Origin of the sequence: Sphingomonas sp. 22R3R2A-7, from assembly GCF_036856055.1 — a bacterium.
Taxonomy (GTDB): domain Bacteria; phylum Pseudomonadota; class Alphaproteobacteria; order Sphingomonadales; family Sphingomonadaceae; genus Sphingomonas.
Map to the genome: position 1 here is coordinate 345250 of NZ_JASPFR010000001.1, position 18775 is coordinate 364024.

At 67.6% G+C, this 18775-nt stretch carries 17 protein-coding genes, 1 tRNA gene and 1 pseudogene; 14 read left to right on the forward strand and 5 right to left on the reverse strand.

Features of this window, described 5'->3' with window-relative positions; all coding sequences use genetic code 11:
• Nucleotides 1-14: 14 nt before the first annotated feature.
• Nucleotides 15-581 (reverse strand): RNA 2',3'-cyclic phosphodiesterase, encoded by a 567-nt coding sequence (gene thpR, locus QP165_RS01595; RefSeq protein ID WP_333993354.1) that lies wholly within the window; start codon nt 579-581, stop codon nt 15-17.
• A 120-nt stretch (nt 582-701) separates the two neighbouring features.
• Here thpR and QP165_RS01600 point away from each other — a divergent pair, with 120 nt between their 5' ends.
• From QP165_RS01600 to QP165_RS01615, 4 genes are all read left to right on the forward strand, one after another.
• Complete coding sequence (locus QP165_RS01600) at nt 702-1451, forward strand: Bax inhibitor-1/YccA family protein (protein WP_333993356.1); 750 nt, start codon at nt 702-704, stop codon at nt 1449-1451.
• 83 nt (nt 1452-1534) lie between these two features.
• Nucleotides 1535-2341, forward strand: a complete 807-nt coding sequence (locus QP165_RS01605) for a transglutaminase-like domain-containing protein (RefSeq protein WP_056022942.1) — start codon at nt 1535-1537, stop codon at nt 2339-2341.
• Nucleotides 2342-2370: 29 nt separating this feature from the next.
• A complete protein-coding gene (locus QP165_RS01610; protein ID WP_333993359.1) occupies nt 2371-2667 on the forward strand; it encodes a hypothetical protein in 297 nt (98 codons plus the stop codon).
• A 254-nt stretch (nt 2668-2921) separates the two neighbouring features.
• Nucleotides 2922-3464: a hypothetical protein gene (locus tag QP165_RS01615; protein WP_333993360.1), complete on the forward strand. Its 543-nt coding sequence runs from the start codon at nt 2922-2924 to the stop codon at nt 3462-3464.
• A 12-nt stretch (nt 3465-3476) separates the two neighbouring features.
• Here QP165_RS01615 and QP165_RS01620 read toward each other — a convergent pair whose 3' ends face one another.
• From QP165_RS01620 to QP165_RS01630, 3 genes are all read right to left on the reverse strand, one after another.
• The gene (locus QP165_RS01620; protein ID WP_333993361.1) at nt 3477-4208 is read right to left on the reverse strand and encodes an extensin-like domain-containing protein; all 732 of its coding nucleotides are present in this window, start codon (nt 4206-4208) and stop codon (nt 3477-3479) included.
• Nucleotides 4208-4936, reverse strand: a complete 729-nt coding sequence (locus tag QP165_RS01625; RefSeq protein ID WP_333993362.1) for an NUDIX hydrolase — start codon at nt 4934-4936, stop codon at nt 4208-4210. The genes QP165_RS01620 and QP165_RS01625 overlap by 1 nt, the downstream gene beginning before the upstream one ends.
• A gap of 143 nt (nt 4937-5079) precedes the next feature.
• A complete protein-coding gene (locus tag QP165_RS01630; RefSeq protein ID WP_333993364.1) occupies nt 5080-5595 on the reverse strand; it encodes a MucR family transcriptional regulator in 516 nt (171 codons plus the stop codon).
• Between the two features lie 398 nt (nt 5596-5993).
• Here QP165_RS01630 and QP165_RS01635 point away from each other — a divergent pair.
• The 4 genes and pseudogenes from QP165_RS01635 (at nt 5994) to QP165_RS01650 (ending at nt 9169) form a co-directional block, all read left to right on the forward strand.
• Nucleotides 5994-6080, forward strand: a tRNA-Ser gene (locus QP165_RS01635).
• 40 nt (nt 6081-6120) lie between these two features.
• The gene (locus QP165_RS01640) at nt 6121-6429 is read left to right on the forward strand and encodes a hypothetical protein (RefSeq protein ID WP_333993366.1); all 309 of its coding nucleotides are present in this window, start codon (nt 6121-6123) and stop codon (nt 6427-6429) included.
• 100 nt (nt 6430-6529) lie between these two features.
• A complete protein-coding gene (locus QP165_RS01645) occupies nt 6530-7321 on the forward strand; it encodes an SDR family oxidoreductase (protein ID WP_333993367.1) in 792 nt (263 codons plus the stop codon).
• Nucleotides 7314-9169 (forward strand): annotated as a pseudogene (locus QP165_RS01650) (glycoside hydrolase family 15 protein). The gene QP165_RS01645 and the pseudogene QP165_RS01650 overlap by 8 nt, the downstream one beginning before the upstream one ends.
• 44 nt (nt 9170-9213) lie before the next feature.
• Here the strand turns inward: QP165_RS01650 and QP165_RS01655 are convergent.
• Nucleotides 9214-10317: an NADH:flavin oxidoreductase/NADH oxidase gene (locus QP165_RS01655; RefSeq protein ID WP_333993369.1), complete on the reverse strand. Its 1104-nt coding sequence runs from the start codon at nt 10315-10317 to the stop codon at nt 9214-9216.
• 264 nt (nt 10318-10581) lie between these two features.
• Here QP165_RS01655 and glgX point away from each other — a divergent pair, with 264 nt between their 5' ends.
• From glgX to QP165_RS01685, 6 genes are read left to right on the forward strand one after another with little or no spacing between them, the layout of a single operon-like run.
• Entirely contained in the window at nt 10582-12681 is a 2100-nt protein-coding gene (gene glgX, locus QP165_RS01660) for a glycogen debranching protein GlgX (protein ID WP_333993371.1), read from the forward strand.
• Nucleotides 12678-14390 carry a malto-oligosyltrehalose trehalohydrolase gene (treZ, locus tag QP165_RS01665; RefSeq protein ID WP_333993373.1) on the forward strand — a complete coding sequence of 571 codons (1713 nt, stop codon included), beginning with the start codon at nt 12678-12680 and terminating at the stop codon, nt 14388-14390. Before glgX ends, treZ begins: the two co-directional genes overlap by 4 nt.
• Nucleotides 14387-16360: a 4-alpha-glucanotransferase gene (gene malQ / locus QP165_RS01670; RefSeq protein WP_333993375.1), complete on the forward strand. Its 1974-nt coding sequence runs from the start codon at nt 14387-14389 to the stop codon at nt 16358-16360. Before treZ ends, malQ begins: the two co-directional genes overlap by 4 nt.
• Nucleotides 16357-17910 carry a malto-oligosyltrehalose synthase gene (gene treY / locus QP165_RS01675; protein WP_333993377.1) on the forward strand — a complete coding sequence of 518 codons (1554 nt, stop codon included), beginning with the start codon at nt 16357-16359 and terminating at the stop codon, nt 17908-17910. Before malQ ends, treY begins: the two co-directional genes overlap by 4 nt.
• Entirely contained in the window at nt 17855-18487 is a 633-nt protein-coding gene (locus tag QP165_RS01680; protein ID WP_333993379.1) for a hypothetical protein, read from the forward strand. Before treY ends, QP165_RS01680 begins: the two co-directional genes overlap by 56 nt.
• 17 nt (nt 18488-18504) lie before the next feature.
• Nucleotides 18505-18771, forward strand: a complete 267-nt coding sequence (locus QP165_RS01685) for a hypothetical protein (protein ID WP_333993381.1) — start codon at nt 18505-18507, stop codon at nt 18769-18771.
• Nucleotides 18772-18775 lie beyond the last annotated feature (4 nt).

The following is an 18775-nucleotide window of genomic DNA, read 5'->3' on the forward strand; positions in this document are numbered from 1 at the left end:
AGCATGCGAACCCGTCAGCGAACCCCCGGTTCCGATCGCGTGACGAGTGGCCATCGTGCAACGGGCTCATAGGTCGCGCCGGCATGGTCGAGATGGCTGCGATACAGGATCAGATGCGGCAGCACGAAGGGGTCGCTCGCGAGCGCGGCGTTGCGCGCGATCCAGGCCTCGATCTGTGCGCGATCGCCGAGCGTGCGCGCGAGCCGGGCGATCGTCAGATGCGGCAGATACGCACGCCGTTCCGGAGCAATACCGACGCGGACGAGCGCGTGATCGATCTTGCGGTGGAGCGCCGCGAGCGGCGCGGCGGGCTTGATGCCGGCCCAGAGCGTGTCGATCCGCCCGCGTTTCTCGAACGTGCCGACGCCCGCGATCGCGACCGTCGGCGCATCGGCATGGACCTGCGCCAGCACGTCCGCGACGTCTTCGGCGACCGCGCGCTCGACCTCGCCGATGAAGCGCAGCGTGACGTGGAGCTGTTCATCGTCCTGCCAACGCGCGCCCGCGACGCCGTCCATGACGTCGAGGAGGCCGTCGCGGACGGAACGGGGCGGACGCAGGGCGACGAACAGGCGTATCATGACCCGGCCGATGCTACGCCTCGCCGCGGCGCGAAGGAACCACGGCGCTTGAAAAACGTCGAGCAAGGGACGATATTTGCGGTAACCGGCGTTATGCCGGACAGAGGAGTTATATTCACCATGGCTAATTGGTCTGACCCCCGGCCCGGCGCCGCGTCGTTCGGAGCGACGGCCAGCACCGATCGATCGTCGTCCTATGACGCCGGACTGCGGTCGTACATGTTGTCGGTCTACAACTATATGGGATCCGGCGTCCTGCTGACGGGCATCGTCGCCCTGTTGTTCTCCTGGGGTGGTGCGACCTCGCCCGCCGCACAGGTCTTCATGGGTGGCGGTCCGCTCAAGTACGTGATCATGTTCGCGCCGCTCGCGATCGTGTTCGGGATGAGCTTCGGTCAGAACCGGATGAGCACCGCGACGCTGCAGATGCTGTTCTGGGGCTTTGCGGTCCTAATGGGCCTGTCGCTCTCGACGATCTTCCTCGTGTATAGCGGCACGTCGATCGCCGGTGCGTTCTTTGCGACCGCGGCTGGCTTTGCGGGGCTGAGCCTCTACGGCTACACCACGAAGCGCGATCTGTCGGCGTTCGGCACGTTCCTGATCATCGGTGTCGTCGGTCTGATCGTTGCGAGCCTGATCAACCTGTTCCTGCAGTCGGGCATCATGCAGCTGGTCATCAGCGGCGTCGGCGTGCTGCTGTTCGCCGGTCTGACGGCTTATGATACGCAGCGTACCAAGAGCCTGTACATGCAGGTCGCGGGCACGGACATGGTCGGCAAGGTCGTGATCATGTCGGCGCTCAGCCTGTACCTCGACTTCATCAACATGTTCATGTTCGTCCTCCGCCTGTTCGGCAGCAGCCGCAACTAGTCGATGCGACCATGACGGTCCTGGACCCGGCGGGAAACCGCCGGGTTTTTTTGTAAGCTCAACTGAAGGGATGACGATCCGCGATGCGGCTGTCGATCGAAGTGCGTCTGGACTACGGGATCCTGGGCGACGCGGACGTATTGCTCCAGATCGAGGCGGCGGCGATGGCCGATCAGCGCATCGAGCATCAGTCGCTGACGCTGTGGTCGGACAGCCCGATCCGCGCGGTGCCGGGCGAGGACGGTATCGGGCAGCGATGCTGGGCGCGGGGACATGGCAGGCTGACCGCGGAGTATAACGCGATCGTCCGGGTCGAGCGCCCCGTCGTCGCGCTGGGTGCCTATGGGGTAACGCCGCCGCGGCTGCTGCCGGGCGACGTCACCGCCTATCTGCTGCCCAGCCGCTATTGCCAGTCGGACCGGTTCGAGGGGTTCGTCGGGCGGCAGTTTTCCGGGCTCGAGGGCGGCGCGCTCGCCGCGGCGCTCAGCGCATGGGTCGGCAACGCGCTCGATTACCGGATGGGATCGAGCTCGGGCGAGACGTCCGCGCTCGATACCTTCGCATCGCGATCGGGGGTGTGCCGCGATTACGCGCATCTGCTCGTCGCGCTCGCGCGCGCGGGCGGGATCCCGGCGCGGTGCGTGTCCGCGTATGCGCCCGGGGTCGATCCGCCCGACTTCCACGCGGTGGCCGAATTGTGGCTCGACGACGCATGGCGGCTGGTCGACCCGACCGGGATGGCATCGTGCGGCGACATCGCGCGCGTGTGCGTCGGCCGCGACGCGACGGACATCGCGTTCATGACCGTCTTCGGGCAGGCGACGCTGTGGACGCAGACGGTCAAGGTCCGCGCGCTCGAGCAGGAACACCCGCCACGCTGGACCGTTTGACACCCGGAACAATATACGAGGAAGACCCCATGACCGACATCGACAAGAGCGCGCTCGACAGTCTCTCCGTCGCGCCTGCGGCGGATCCGGATGCCAAGACCGGTGGCCGCGATCCCCGTCAGGAAGCCGGGCAGGACAAGTCGATCGGCAAGCGCCTGCAGAAGAACCCGTCGAGCAACGACGCCCGCCTCGACAACGCGCTCGACGAGTCGATGGACGCGAGCGATCCGCCCGCATCGACGCAGCCCGTCCACAACCAGGGGCCGGCGAAGTCGTCGGGCTATGACGAAGCGGCGGAACGCAAGCTCGCCGAGAAGTCGAACTGACGCCCGGCGGTGCCGTCGTCGCTGACCCGCCAGCGCGACGGCACCATCTCTTGAGACGTTTCCCCCGCCGGTTTGCCGGAATTTAGCACTAATCTGTCACAATCGCCTCGGTTGGTCGCTATCATGTTGCGGCGCAATGCGTTTCATGATGCCTTGACCGCGTGGCAGGATGACGCGGCTGGTTTGCTGATCTCGAACACAAGCGCCGTCTTTCCCGTGATGTTTCAAGGCGGGGTGATGATATGGCTTCCAGAATGAAACCGGCCCGGGGGATCACGACCCTCGCCGAGATGAAGGAATTCGCGGGCTTCTCGAGTGCGACGCAGCGGTTCATCCGCCGGTCGCTCGACGTCGGGCTCGAGCGCGAGGATGCCATGATCCGCTGGTCGCGCGACGTCGTCGAGGCGGCGAGTATCCGGGCGCAGGCCCGTTTATACGAGCGACTGCCCGAGCTGCGGCAGATCATCCCGGACGACACGGGGCTCAACGCGGTCGAGCCGTTTCTGGGGCGGCTGGTGACCTTTGCCGCATTCGATCTCGGGCAGGGGCGGCTGACGAGTTTCTCCGCGTTCCGGTTCCTTTACGAGCGGCTGGTCGGCGCCGAGATCCGGCCGTGGCTGCCGTCCGCCTTCTGCGCGGCGGCGGCGTTGCCGCATCTCCACCCCGAATTGCGGCGGGCCCTGCTCCAGTCGATCAGCGAGTCGGCGGCGACCGCGTCGGGATGGTCGAACTTGCAGCCGGCGTTCTTTCCACACTGGGTCGAGAAGGTCGACGGCGGAACCTCGCTCGCGCAGTAGGTCGCGCGGGCGCTAGCGGCACGCACGCCAGCCCATCGCGCCGCGCTCGGCCTGGTCGAGGTGCAGGTGATCGGCGTGCGCCGCGTTATAGTCGGGCGAGAGCGTCGTCGCGAAGACGGTGCAGGCGCCGTCGCGGACGTCGTGCAGGAAGCCGGCCTTCGGATCGTCGCCCTTCCAGTCGCGCGCGACGGTGATGCGCGTGCCGTCGGTGAGGCGGAAGCCCGCGACGTCGACGGCATTCGCGGTCGAATGCTCGCTCCACGTCCCCGCGTCGCGGCCATAGATACGCCTGCAGCTATAGCTGCCGAAGTGATCGATGCTGGCGACCGCCTTGCCGAAATGGCGCTGCGCGGCGGGCTGGACGACGGTCCATTCCCACATCGTCAACGCCGCGGCGATGGGGCATGCGATTCCGAGCCCGGCGGGCGCGAAGGCGATGCGCCGCGCGCCGCCGGGGGCAAAGCGGACGCCGTCGCTATAGCCGCACTGGCCCTCTCCCGATCGCGACGGCAGCGCGGTGTAGGCGACGCCCGCAGCATCGAGGAGGGCGCGGCAGGCGGGAAAATCCTGCCGCAGCGCGACGAGCTTGCGCCCCGTCATCATTCCGACGGGTTGGCCGAGATCGAGCGGGGTCCATGGCAGATCCTGCGGTCGGCCGCGCAGCATCGCCCAGAGCAGCAGGCCGAGCGCGCCAACGGCGACGAGCCCCGTCAGCCACCCGAGCGTTCTGCGCAGCGCCCGCATCACCCGCGCACGGCGCTCGACAGGCGCTCGCGCGTCACGGGATAGCCGAGGTCGTCGGGGATGCACAGATAGGCCTCGCCCTCATGCGTTTCCGACCAGGGCGTCACGGTCCGGACCGGGTGACGCCGCGCATCCGCGACCGCCGCGTCGAAATCGGCAAACCTCGCGAGGCGTTCGAGATTGCGGCGCGTCGGAAAGATGATCTGCGCGCGTCCCGCGTCGGCGTCGTCGAGGATCTGTTGCGCGGTCGCCCAGAGCAGGCGGCTGTTCTCGGTGCCGTCGACGACGGGGTCGGGCATCTCGGCCGGCAGCCGCACCAGATAGAAGCGCGTGTCGAAGATCCGGGCATGCGCGTGCGCCGGGCGCCAGCGTGCGAAATATTCGAGCGCCATCGGGTCGATCGCGGTGCCTGCCATGTCGATCGCGTCGGCGAGCGAACGGCCGCTGCACAGTCCGTCGCGCAGGATGCGGAGTTCGGGTGCTGTGGGTAGCGGGGTCAGGCCGATCGCCAGTCCGACTTCCTCGATCGTCTCGCGGATTGCGGCGATCCGCGCGGCGACGTCACGATCGACGGCGGGATCGTGAAGCAGTCGTGCCGCCAGATCATGGTCGCCGGGATCGATCCGACCACCCGGAAAGACGAGAGCGCCACCGGCAAATGCCATCGACGCCGCCCGCTCGACGAACAGCAGTTCAGGCGGACCCGGGCGCTGCTCGCGAAAGATCACGAGCGTCGCAGCGGGGATTGCGGGGGCATGTCGGGCGGCGGGTTTGCGGTCATCTGATCGACGTAACGCACGACGGGCGATTGCAGCCAGCCCGGCCGGATTTAATCATGAAACGGGGAGGGGCGTGCCCTCCCCATCGGGCCTCAGCCCTCGCTGCCGAGCGTCTTCTTGGCGGCCTCGATCGCGGTCTTGCCGGTCTTGCGGACCGACTTGACGGCGTCGCCAGCCGCAGCCTCGACCTTCGAGCCGGCCTTGCGACCCAGACCGATCGACTTGGCCATCGCACGACGGGCTTCCGAATAGGTCGCAGCGACCATCGGATAGTCTGCCTTGAGGTTGAACCGCTCGCGGTACTGCTCCGGCGTCATGCCGTGCGTCGACAGATGACGGCGCAGCGTCTTGTACTTCTTGCCGTCGATCATCGAGACAATATGGTCGGGCGACGAAAGCGACTTGCGCACCGTCACGGCAGGCTCATAGGTCTGGCCGTCGGTCGCTTCGGTCTCCATCGACGTGCCGGTCGACAGCTTGGTGACGGCAGCGTGCATCGACATCAGAAATGCCGGTACGTCTTCAGCCGTCGTACGCGTATTGGGGTTCGCAAGCCAGGCGGCGGTCAGCTCGGCAGCAAGTTCGACAACATTGATTGTATCAGTCACACGGTATCCTCGAAGATGAAAATGATCCCCTCCGCCGCAGCGGTTAGACCTGAACGAATGAAAATAACACCCGTGAAAATGATTAAAGTGCTCAATCGATAGCAAATTATGGGACATTGACCTTTCCGGGCGATTAAACTTGGCGCGTCAGACGTGGCCAGGCGGGGGGATTGATCTGCGGCGCGGGCGAGCCATGCCGGCATGATAAGCGGTCGTTTCGGAAGCTATTGCGCGTCGACGAGCAAGGTCGGGGCTAGATTTTCCGGTATCCTATATTGCCATCACGGGGGCCGGTGCCGGTCGCCGGGCGGGAACCGACCACCCGGGAACGCGGCGACGCCCGGGCGCGCGAGGGACTGGCAATCGCGACCGGCTTGCGGTAGGGGCGCCGACAGCCGGGACGGGTGGCCGAGTGGTTTAAGGCAGCGGTCTTGAAAACCGCCGTAGGGGCAACTCTACCGTGGGTTCGAATCCCACCCCGTCCGGGCTGTTCTCCGATATCTCCATCATCATGATCGGCACGGCGTGCCGGTTGCGCTTTCGGGCCGCGTCGGGCAGCGGGGCGCGATGGATCTCGACGCTCTGCTCTATCATTATTTCGGTGCCGACGACGTCGATGCGCTGACACCGGCCGCGATCGACGAGGGCAGGGCGCGCGTGCTGATCGACTTTGCGACCGAGCGCGACGCCGGGCGACGGTTCGCGCTCTGGTCGATGCTCGCGGCGTTCGGCGATGCGCCCGATCCCGAGAAGGCGTTCAAGTCGCCCGCCGAGCGCGCCGCTGCGCTGCGCTATGTCCGTGCGCTGCGATCGGTCGACGACGGCGACGACTGAACGCGGTTCGCCCGCCCGCGCGATCGGCGGTCGCGATGCGTGGGATAATTTAGCCGGAGCACGCGTTGGACAGGCTTAGTCTTCAACGAAAGCCAGCTTCATGAACATCGACCTGACAGGACAGGCCGCGATCGTCACCGGCGCGAGCTCGGGCCTCGGCAGAGCGTCCGCGCTGCTGTTCGCGCAGGCGGGTGCCAAGGTCGCGGTCAACTACAACAGCAACAAGGATGCCGCCGACGACGTCGTCGACCGGATCGTCGCGGGCGGCGGTACGGCCTTCGCAATCGGGGCGGATACATCCGACGAGGATGCGGTGATCGGCATGTTCGACGAGACGGTCGCGCGGTTCGGCGGGGTCGACGTGGTGTTCGCCAATGCCGGGATGCAGAAGGACGCAGCGTACGCCGACCTGTCGTTCGACGACTGGAAGCGCGTGATCGACGTCAATCTGACGGGGCAGTTCCTGGTGTCGCGGGAGGCGGTGCGGCGGTTTCGCGCGCAGGGCGATCGCGGATTCGGCCGGGCGATCGGCAAGATCCTGTTCATGAGTTCGGTCCACGAGACGATCCCCTGGGCGGGGCATGCGAATTACGCCGCGTCGAAGGGCGGCAGCGGGATGCTGATGCGGACGCTCGCACAGGAGGTCGCCGAAGACCGGATCCGCGTGAATGCGCTGGCGCCTGGCGCGATCCGCACCGACATCAATGCCGATGCGACCGAGGATGCCGACAAGCTTCTCGAGCTCATCCCCTATGGCCGGATCGGCGATGTCGACGACGTCGCGCGCGCGGCGCTGTTCCTCGTGTCGGACGCGGCGGACTATATCGTCGGATCGACGCTGACGATCGATGGCGGGATGAGCCTCTATCCCGGGTTCCGCAACAATGGATGACCGGCCCGGCGAGCGGTCCGCCGACACGCGCCAGCCATCGGCGATCCGCGATCATGGTGCGATCGGCAATCTCGAGACGGTGGCGCTCGTCGATCGCGACGGGGCGATCGATTATCTGTGCTGGCCGAACCTCGACAGCCCGAGCGTCTTCACCGCGCTGCTCGACGATGCCGGGCAGGGCGGCCTTTTCTGGGTGCGCCCCGAGCTTCCCGACGCGCGCGTCATTCAGATGTACGTGCCCGAGACCAACGTGCTGATGACGCGGTGGATGAACGACGAGGCGAGCGTCGACCTGATCGATCTGATGCCCGTCAATGTCGAAGACGACGACACGCCGCCGCGACTGTTGCGTCAGGTGATCTGCACGCGGGGAACGGTGACGATCGACATGCGCTGTGCGCCACGGTTCGACTATGGTCGCGAAGGGCGCAAGGCCACGATCCTGCCGAGCGACGCGGGCTATTCGCGCGGTCAGTTCGACCATGATAGCGGGCTCGCGCTGACGCTGCATGCCAATGCCGCGCTGATCGCGGAGGACTGCGACCTGACGGCGCGGTTCACCATGTCCGCGGGCGAGCGGGCGGCGATCATGCTGAGCAATCCCGACGACGTGCGGATCGATGCCGAGGCCGCGCACGCGATCATCGATGCCGATATCGAGTATTGGCGCGGCTGGAGCCGGCAGTCGACCTATCGCGGGCGGTGGCGCGAGACCGTCGAGCGATCCGCGATGGTGCTGAAACTGCTGACGTCGCGGCGGCACGGCTCGATCGCGGCGGCGGCGACGTTCGGGTTGCCCGAGGCGAAGGGCGGTGTCCGCAACTGGGATTATCGCGCGACGTGGATCCGCGACTCGTCGTTCACCGTCTACGCGCTGCTCCGCATGGGGTTCGGTGCGGAGGCGCAGGCGTTCACCCGATGGGTGATGGGGCGGGTGCGCGAGGACGATGGCCGGCTCGGCGTGATGTACGCGCTCGACGGCGGCGCGATCGCCGAGGAACAGTCGCTCGACCATCTCGGCGGTTTCGGGGAGCGACGCCGATCGTCGTCGGCAACGACGCGCACGACCAGATCCAGCACGACATCTACGGGGCACTGCTCGACGCGACCTATCTCAGCAGCAAATATGGTGGGACGGTCTCGCACGACGGATGGATGGCGATCGTCGATGTCGTCGACAAGGTCTGCGCCACGTGGGAACAGCCCGATTCGGGGATCTGGGAGGTACGCGGGCCGCCGCGCCATTACCTCCACTCGCGTCTGATGAACTGGGTTGCGGTCGATCGCGCGCTTCGGCTTGCCGAAAAGCGCTCGCTGCCGGCGCCGTTCGTTCGCTGGGCCGAAACGCGGACGCAGATCCACCAGGACATCTGGAACAGCTTCTGGAACGAGAACCTTGGCCGCTTCGTCCGCAGCAAGGGCGATACCCCCGAGGATCTTGCCGTCGATGGCGCGATGCTGATGATGCCGCTGGTGCGGTTCGTCTCGCCGGTCGATCCGAAATGGCTCGCGACGCTCGAGGCGATCGGCAAGAACCTGTCGGACGATGGCCATGTCTATCGGTACAAGATCGATGACGGCCTGCCGGGGCGCGAGGGATCGTTCGTCGCGTGCTCGTTCTGGTACGTCGAGTGCCTTGCACGCGCGGGACGGCTCGACGAGGCGCGGTGGAATTTCGAAAAGCTGATGGCGTATGGCAACCATCTCGGCCTGTTCGCCGAGGAGATCGCGGAGGACGGCAGCTTCCTGGGGAACTTCCCGCAGGCGTTCAGCCATCTCGCGCTGATCAGTGCGGCCTATTATCTCGATCGTGCGCTCGACGATGGCGGCCCCAAGGCGTGGGCATGAGGTGAAATGAAGGGCCGGCGGGAGCGACCGCCGGCCCTTCCGCATCAGGCCGAGAACAGGTCCTTGAACTGCCGCGGCTGCGAGCGGAGATACTGGTTGGGCGCCTTAACATGCCCGCCGAGATGCGCGGCGGCGTGCCACGGCCAGCGCGGATCGTAGAGGATCGTGCGGGCGAGCGCGACGAAGTCCGCATCCCCCGTACCGATGATCGCCTCGGCCTGCTCATAGTCGGTGATCAGCCCGACCGCGACGACCGGGATCGATACCGCCTGCTTGACCTGCCGCGCGAGCGGGACCTGGTAGCTGGGGCCGACCGGGATGTCCTGATCCGCACTCAGACCGCCGCTCGAGACGTGGATCGCATCGCAGCCACGCGCCTCGAGCGCCTTGGCGAAGGCGACCGTCTGTTCGCCGTCCCAGCCACCCTCGACCCAGTCGGTGCCCGATACGCGCATCGTCACGGGGCGATCGGCGGGGAAGGCGGCACGGACGGCGTCATAGACCTCCAGCGGGAAGCGCATCCGGTTCTCGAGGCTGCCGCCATAATCGTCGTCGCGGCGGTTCGAGAGCGGCGAGAGGAATTCGTGGAGCAGATAGCCGTGCGCGCCGTGAAGCTGGATCGCGTCGATCCCGAGCCGCGCCGCGCGCACCGCGGCCGCGGCGAACGCATCGCGCAGCCGGGCGAGGCCGTCGCGGTCGAGCGCCACCGGCGGGTTCTCGTCGGGGAGGAACGCGGTCGCCGAAGGGGCTTCGGTCTGCCACCCGTTGGGCGCGTCGGGCGCGATCTGCTTGCCGCCGTTCCACGGCACCTCGCACGACGCCTTGCGACCGGCATGCGCGAGCTGGATACCGATCGGCATGTCCGACCAGCGCCGCACGCTTTCGAGCGTCCGCGCGATCGCGGCCTCGCTGGCATCGTCGTAGAGCCCGACATCGCCGTAGGTGATCCGCCCCTCGGGCGTGACCGCGGCGGCCTCGATCATCAGCAGCGCCGCGCCGGACAAGGCGAGATTGCCGAGATGGATCAGGTGCCAGTCGGTCATGCACCCGTCGACCGCGGAATATTGGCACATCGGCGCGATGACGATGCGGTTGGCGAGATCGAGCTGGCCGACCCTGGCGGGCGTGAAAAGCTTCGGGCCGCTCATGCTGACATGGCCTCGACGGAGTGACGGATATGCATGGTGGAGCCTTTCGACATGGACACGCCGGGACAACGCGCTGCGCTGCAATAGGAGCCGGTGCGCGACCCGCCAATTCGCTCCACCATGACCGTGCTGCGATGCGCAGTTACGGTGGGCGCGAAAAGCAGCCGAAGCGGGAACATTGGCGCGAGCAGGCGGGTTCTCGCCCTGACATGCCGATCTACGGCTAAAATACCGTATGTCGGTGAAAATTCCTGGGGGTCCGCATTGCATATTCTGCCTGATACGCTCGAGGCCGGTTCGGCCTATCCGCTCGGCGCCACGTTCGACGGGCTGGGGGTCAATTTCGCGGTGTATTCGGCCAACGCCGAGAAGATCGAGCTGTGCGTCTATGACGAGAATGGCCGGCGCGAACTGAAGCGCTATCCGCTGACCGAATGGACCGACGAGGTCTGGCACGGCTATCTTCCCGATGCGCAGCCGGGGCTCGCTTATGGCTACCGCGCCTATGGGCGCTATGCGCCCGAGGAAGGCCACCGGTTCAACCCCAACAAGCTGCTGCTCGATCCTTACGCCAAGGCGATGACGGGCGAGCTGCGCTGGACCGATGCGATGTACGGCTATCAGGTGAAGTCGTCGCGCGAGGATCTGAGCTTCGATCGCCGCGACAATGCGCTGACGATGCCCAAGGGCGTCGTCACCGACAGCCATTTCGACTGGTCGCGCGACGTCCGGCCGAACACGCCCTGGTCCGAGACGGTGATCTACGAAGCGCACGTCAAGGGCCTGACGCAGCTGTTCGAGGAGGTCCAGCCGTCGGAGCGGGGGACGTTCGCGGCGCTCGGCAACCCCAAGGTGATCGATCACCTGAAGCGGCTCGGCGTCACCGCGCTCGAGCTGTTGCCGATCCATACCTATACGCAGGACCGGTTCCTGCAGGAGAAGGGGCTGCGGAACTATTGGGGCTACAACACCCTCAACTTCTTCACCCCCGAGCGGTCGTTCTTCGCGACCGACAGCCACAACGAGCTGCGGCGGTCGATCCGGCGGCTGCATGCGGCGGGGATCGAGGTCATCCTCGACGTCGTCTACAACCATACCTGCGAAGGGTCCGAGCAGGGGCCGACGCTGTCGTGGCGCGGGCTCGACAATGCGAGCTATTACCGGCTGGTCAAGGATCAGCCGCGCTTCTCGATCAACGACACGGGAACGGGGAACACGCTCAACCTGACCAAGGCGCGCGTGATCCAGATGGTCGCGGATTCGCTGCGCTACTGGGCGACGAGTTTCGGGATCGACGGGTTCCGGTTCGATCTCGGGCTGACGCTGGGGCGGACGGATGACGGGTTCGATCCGGGTGCCGGGTTCTTCGACGTGCTGCGGCAGGATCCGGTGCTCGGCCGGCTGAAGCTGATCACCGAGCCGTGGGACATCGGGCCGGGCGGGTATCAGCTCGGCAATTTCCCGCCGGGCTTTGCCGAGTGGAACGACAAGTACCGCGATACGGTGCGCAAGTTCTGGCGTGGCGACCATGCGCAGCGTGCGGATCTGGCGGCGCGTCTGACGGGGTCGGGCGACCTGTTCGACCGGCGCGCGCGGCGGCCCTGGGCGAGCGTCAACCTGCTCGGCGCGCATGACGGGTACACGCTCGCCGACACGACGACCTACGAGGAGCGGCACAACGCGGCCAATGGCGAGGACAATCGCGACGGCCATTCGAACAATTGTTCGCGCAACTGGGGTGTCGAGGGGCCGACCGACGATCCCGAGATCGCCGAGACGCGCAAGCGCGTCGCGCGGTCGATGCTGACAACGTTGTTCGCGTCGCTCGGCACGCCGATGCTGGTGGCGGGCGACGAGTTCGGGCGGACGCAGGGTGGCAACAACAACGCCTATTGCCAGGACAACGAGATCAGCTGGCTCGACTGGACACAGGCAAAGTCGGCAGAGGGCGATGCGCTGATCGACTTCACCGCGCGGCTGACCGCGTTGCGCCGCGACTATCCGATGCTCCGCGCGAACAACTTCCTCTACGGCGACGACACGCCAGCGGAAGGCCTGAAGGATATCGAATGGTGGGACGAGCGCGGCGTGCAGCTCTCCCCCGAGGACTGGGAAAACACCAACGGGCGCGCGCTGGTGATGCGTCGTGCGGCGCAATGCCCGGACGGGAGCGTGCAGGTGATCTCGCTCCTCCTCAACGCCTCGGAAGGGCCGTTGACGTTCACCATGCCGCCACCCGCGGACGTCGAGCGCACCGTGCTGATCGACAGCGCCAAGCCCGATCAGGCGCCGATGGCGATTGCGGACAGCTATGACCTGCCGGCGCAGGGCGCGGCGTTGCTCACCTGGACGATGCAGCCGTGACGCAGCGTTCGTGGGGGCCGCGGCGCGACGCGAACGGGACATTGTTCCGCCTCTGGGCGCCGGATCGCGACGCGGTGACGCTCGAGATCGACGGCGCGCCCGCCACGCCGATGTGGCGGGACGCGGAGGGCTGGTTCACCGTCGAGGCGGAAGTCATGGCGGGGGCACGCTATCGCTTCCGGCTCGACGATGACAATGTCGTCCCCGATCCGGCATCGCGACAGCAGGATGGCGGCGTCCACGGCTGGAGCGTCGTCGTCGACCCCGACGCGTATCGCTGGCGGACCGACTGGCAGGGGCGCGCCTGGGAGGAGATGGTGATCCAGGAGGTCCATGTCGGCGCGCTCGGTGGCTTTGCCGGCGTGGCGACGCCCATCCCCCAGATGGCTGCGATGGGCGTCACCGCGATCGAGCTGATGCCCGTCAACGCGTTCGGCGGCACGCGCAACTGGGGCTATGACGGCGTGCTGCCATATGCGGTCGCCGAAAGCTATGGCACGCCGGACGCGCTCAAGGCCCTCGTCGATACCGCGCACGAGCACGGCGTCGCGGTGTTCCTCGACGTGGTCTACAATCATTTCGGCCCCGACGGGAATTACCTCGGCGGCTATGCAAGCCCGTTCTTCCATGCCGATGTCGACACGCCGTGGGGCGGCGCGGTCGCGGTCGACCGCGAGCCGGTGCGGCGGTTCTTCATCGACAACGCGCTGATTTGGGTGAACGAATACCGGATCGACGGCCTGCGGTTCGATGCCGTGCACGCGATCGACGACGATGCGTTCCTCGACGCGATGGCACGCGAGATCCGTGCGTCGACCGGCGACCGGCCCGTCCATCTCGTGCTGGAGAACGAGCGCAACGATGCCGAGCGGCTGCGCGCCGATGCGTACGACGCGCAGTGGAACGACGACTTTCACAACGTCCTGCACGTCCTGCTGACGGGCGAGACGAGCGCCTATTACGCCGACTTTGCCGATCGACCCGCGGAACGGCTCGCGCGGTGTCTTGGCGAGGGCTTCATCTACCAGGGCGAGGGGTCGCCGAACCATGACGGGCGCCCGCGCGGTAAGCCGAGCGGGCATCTGCCACCGACCGCGTTCGTGTCGTTCCTGCAGAACCACGACCAGATCGGCAATCGTGCGCTCGGCGAGCGGCTGACAATGCTCACCGATCCGGCGCGGCTGCGTGCGGCGACCGCGCTGCTGCTGCTGTCGCCGCAGATTCCCCTGTTCTTCATGGGCGACGAGGCGGGGAGCGATACCCCGTTCCTGTTCTTCACCGACTTCCATGACGAGCTGGCGGATGCGGTCCGGGAGGGACGGCGGAAGGAATTCGCGAAGTTCGCGGCGTTCGCCGACGAGGACGCGCGCGCGGCGATCCCCGATCCCAATGCGCTGGCGACGTTTTCCGCGTCGGTCCCGCGCGACGGACCCGACGCGGGGCGGTGGCGCACGCTCTATTCGGACCTGCTGGCGCTTCGGCACCGCGTGATCGTGCCGCGGCTGCGCGGTGCAATGGCGATGGGTGCCGAAGCGATCGGCGAGCGCGCCGTCGTGGCGCGGTGGCGGATGGGCGATGGAGGGGTGCTGACGATCGCGCTCAACCTGGGCGACGAGGCGGGGGTGTTTCCCGCGGTCGAGGGCGACGTGGTGTTCGCCGATGGGACGACGGACGCGGGGCCGTGCGTCAGGGTGTGGCTGTCACAATGAGCAGGCTCCACGCGCTCGCGCGCCTCGCGGGGCTGCAGCCCGAGTGGCAGGATGCTGGCGGTCGCGCGCAAACCGTATCGGACGATGCGCTCCGCACGATCCTCGCGGCGCTGGGGCTGCCGGCCGCAGACGATGCCGCGATCGCCGAGAGCATCGCCGCGGCTGAGGCGGAGCGGGCCGCGCCGCGGACCTTCGTCTCCGCCGATGTCGGAACGCCGTTCACGATCGCCGGGGTGGATGGGCCCGCTGTCCTGCGGTTCGAGGACGGGGCGACGCGCGACATTCTCGTCGACGCCGGGCGGATGCCGGCGATCGATCGGACCGGCTATCATGCGCTCGAGATCGGCGACCGTCGTATCGGCGTGGCGATCGCACCCGAGCGCTGTTTCTCGGTCGAGGACCGCGTCGCCGGCAAGCGGCTCTGGGGCCCGGCGGTGCAGATCCCGAGCTTGCGCGATGCGGGACCGAACGACTTCGGGGATTTCGTATCGCTCGCAGCCGCCGCGAGCCACTTCGCCGCAGCCGGCGCCGACCTGATCGCGATCAGCCCGACGCACGCGCTGTTCCCGAGCGATCCGCACCGCTTCAGCCCTTATGCACCGTCGAGCCGGCAGTTCGTCAACGTCATGCTCGCGCACGCGGACATGGTCGATCGGCCGGAGGGGGCTGCAGACGATGACCTGATCGACTGGGTGTCGGCTTCGCCGGTCAAGCTGCGCGCCTTGCGGCATGCGTTCGATACGCTGTCCGAGCAATCGCGCGCCGATCTGGCGGCGTTTCGCGCCGCGGGGGGCGAGGCGCTCGGCTGGCATGCCGCCTATGATGCGATTCACGCGCATTTCTTCGCGGCGACGGGGGCACGAGGCTGGCAGGACTGGCCCGAGGCGTTTCGCGATTGCGGGAGCGATGCGGTCGCGCGGTTCATCGACGAGCACCGTACCGACTGCGACTTCCATATCTTCCTGCAGTGGCGCGCTGTGACCGCGCTGGCCGCCGCGCAGAAGGCGGCGATCGATGGCGGCATGGCGCTGGGCCTGATCGCCGATCTCGCGGTCGGCATGGACGCGGGCGGCAGCCATGGCTGGAGCCGCGGCGGCGACCTGCTGACGGGGTTGTCGATCGGCGCACCGCCCGACCCGCTCGGCCCCGATGGGCAGGCCTGGGGGATCACCGGGTTCGACCCGCGTGCGCTGGTACGGTCGGGGTTTGCGCCGTTCATCGCGACGATCCGCGCTGCGCTCACGCATGCGGGCGGGTTGCGGATCGATCATGCGTTCGGACTGCGGCGGCTCTGGGTCGTGCCCGACGGAGGTTCGGCCGCCGAGGGTGCGTATCTCGACATGCCGTTTGCCGACCTGATGCGGATCATCGCGATCGAGTCGCACCGCGCGCAGGCGGTGGTGATCGGCGAGGATCTGGGCACGATGCCCGACGGCTTTCGCGCGGTCATGGACGCGCGTGCGATGCTCGGCATGCGCGTCCTCTGGTTCGAACGCGACGCCGATGGCGCGTTCGTCCGGCCGGATCGCTGGTCGCGCGATGCGGTCGCGATGACCGGGACTCACGACCTCCCGACGATCGCCGGATGGTGGCGCGGCCGCGACATCGACTGGACGTGGCGATTGGGCCGCAGCGCCGAGGCGGCGGACGAAGCCGCGGATCGGGCGAACCGGGCGCTGGATCGGTCACGGCTGTGGACGGCGCTCGGTGCGGATGGTCCCGAGCCGGCGCCCGAGGACCCGGCCGCGGTGATCGATGCCGCGATCGCGCACGTCGCGCGGACACCCTGCGCGCTTGCGATCGTCCCGTTCGAGGACCTGCTCGGCCTTGTCGAGCAGCCCAACCTGCCGGGGACGACCGACGAACATCCGAACTGGCGGCGGCGGATGCCGGACACCGTCGACGTGCTGCTGCGTCATCCCGACACCGCACGCCGTGTCGCCCTTCTCAATACCGCGAGACCCTCATGACGCCACGCGCGACCTATCGCATGCAGTTCCACAAGGACTTCACCTTCGCCGATGCGGAGGCGCAGGTCCCGTATCTGGCCGCGCTCGGGATCAGCCATCTCTACGCATCGCCGATCACGACCGCGCGAACGGGATCGACGCATGGCTATGACGTGGTCGATCCGACGCGGATCAACCCCGAGCTGGGTGGCGAGGACGGCTTTCGGCGGCTCGTCGACCGGTTCGCGGCGCACGGCATGGGGGTGATCGTCGATATCGTCCCCAACCACATGGGTGTTGCGGGCGGCGAGAACCGCTGGTGGCACGACGTGCTCGCGCGCGGCGAGCAAAGCGACTTCGCGGCCTTTTTCGACATCGACTGGCGCGAGAAGATCGTGCTGCCGATCCTTGGCGACCCGCTGCGGCAGGTGATCGACGAGGGCGGGCTTGCAGTCGAGACGATCGACGGGACACCCATGCTCGTCGCCTATGGCGAACACCGGCTGCCGTTGCGACCCGAGGACCGTGCGACTGCGGCGACCGACGATCTCGCGACGCTCGTCGGGCGCCAGCATTACCGGCTGGCATCGTGGCGGACCGCGAACGACGATCTGAACTGGCGCCGCTTCTTCACGATCAACGATCTCGCCGGGTTGCGCGCGGAGGATGCCGCGGTGTTCGAGGCGACGCATGCGCTGTTCTTCCGGCTGTATGCGGAAGGGTTGATCGACGGGGTGCGCGTCGATCATGTCGACGGGCTGACCGATCCGGCGGGCTATTGCCGGATTCTGCGCACGAGGTTCGACGCGATCGAGCCGAAGGCGGGGCGCGGCCCGGCCTATATCGTGATCGAGAAGATCCTGGCGGAGGGCGAACCGCTGGCGACCGACTGGGGCGTCGACGGCACAAGCGGCTACGACTTCATGGCGCAGGTCACGGCGCTGCTCCATGACCCGGCCGGAGCGGAGCCGCTCGCCGCGCTGTGGGCGGAGGTCAGCGGGCGATCCGCGAAGTTCGAGCCCGAGGAACTGCGCGCGCGACAGGAAATGCTGTCTTGGCAGTTCGAGGGGCAGTTGCAGCGGTGCGTCGAGGCGTTCGTCGCGCTCGCCCGGTCGACGCCCGCGTGCGACGGGCTGACCGCGGGCATGATACGCCGTGCGATCGAGCGGCTGCTCTGGGTGTTTCCGGTCTATCGGACCTACGGGACGGGCGACGCCGCACCGGTCGCGGATGCCGCGATCTCGCGCGACCGCACGCGACCGCGTCACGCCCCATCTCGCGCCGGGCGAAGGCGTGGTCGTCGACCGGATCCTCGACTGGCTGGCGGGCGAAGGACCTGGCGATGCCGGCTTCGCCGCGGATGCGGTCCGCCGGTTCCAGCAATTGTCCGCACCGATCGCGGCGAAGGCGGTCGAGGACACCGCATTCTATCGCTATGGCCGGCTGCTCTCGCGCAACGACGTCGGGTTCGATCCCGCCGCGTTCGCGGTGGGCAACGACGAATTCCATGCCCTGATGCGCGGTCGTGCTGCAGACTGGCCGCGGGCGATGCTCGCGTCGGGGACGCATGACCACAAGCGCGGCGAGGATGTCCGCGCGCGGCTCGCGGTGTTGTCCGAGGTGCCCGCACTGTGGCGCGAGCGCGTCACCCCTTGGCTGGCACAGGTGTCCGCGATCGACGCGACGATCGCACCCGACGATGCCTATATGCTGTTGCAGACGCTGTTCGGCGCATGGCACGAAGCGCTGCTGCCCGACGATGCGACGGGGCTGGCGCGCTTTGCCGAACGGATCATCGGCTGGCAGGAAAAGGCGCTGCGCGAAGCCAAGCTGCGTTCGTCCTGGGAGGACCCTGACGAGGCCTACGAAAAACGGTGCCACGATCTCGTCGGCGTGCTGCTCGATCCCCAACGGTCGGCGGCGTTCCTCACGGATATGGCGGGCCTCGTCGACGCGACGCAGCGTGCGAGCGAGGCCAACGCGCTCAGCCAGACCGCGCTGCGCTATACCGTTCCGGGCGTGCCGGACCTGTATCAGGGCGCCGAGCTTGCCGATCTCAGCCTTGTCGATCCCGATAACCGCCGGCCGGTCGATTACGCCGAACGGCAGGCGCTTCTGACGGACGGGGGAGTGCCAAGCTCGGCCTGATCGCCGAACTTCTGGCGTTGCGCAAACGCCAGCCGCTGGTCTTTGCGGAAGGGTCCTATGCGCCGATCGGGGTGACGGGCGACCGCGCGGACCATGTGCTCGCCTTTGAGCGGACCGCGGGCGGGACGACGCTGCGCGTGGCGATCGTCCTGCGCGGGGCAGCGCTTGCCATGGACGCAGCGGGAGCGGCGGGCGACTGGTGGGGCGACACCCGGCTGGCGACGGGAGAACGGGCAGCCGACCTGTTCGTCGCGCGGCCGGTGTGGTTCGACCTCCACGAATAGGCGC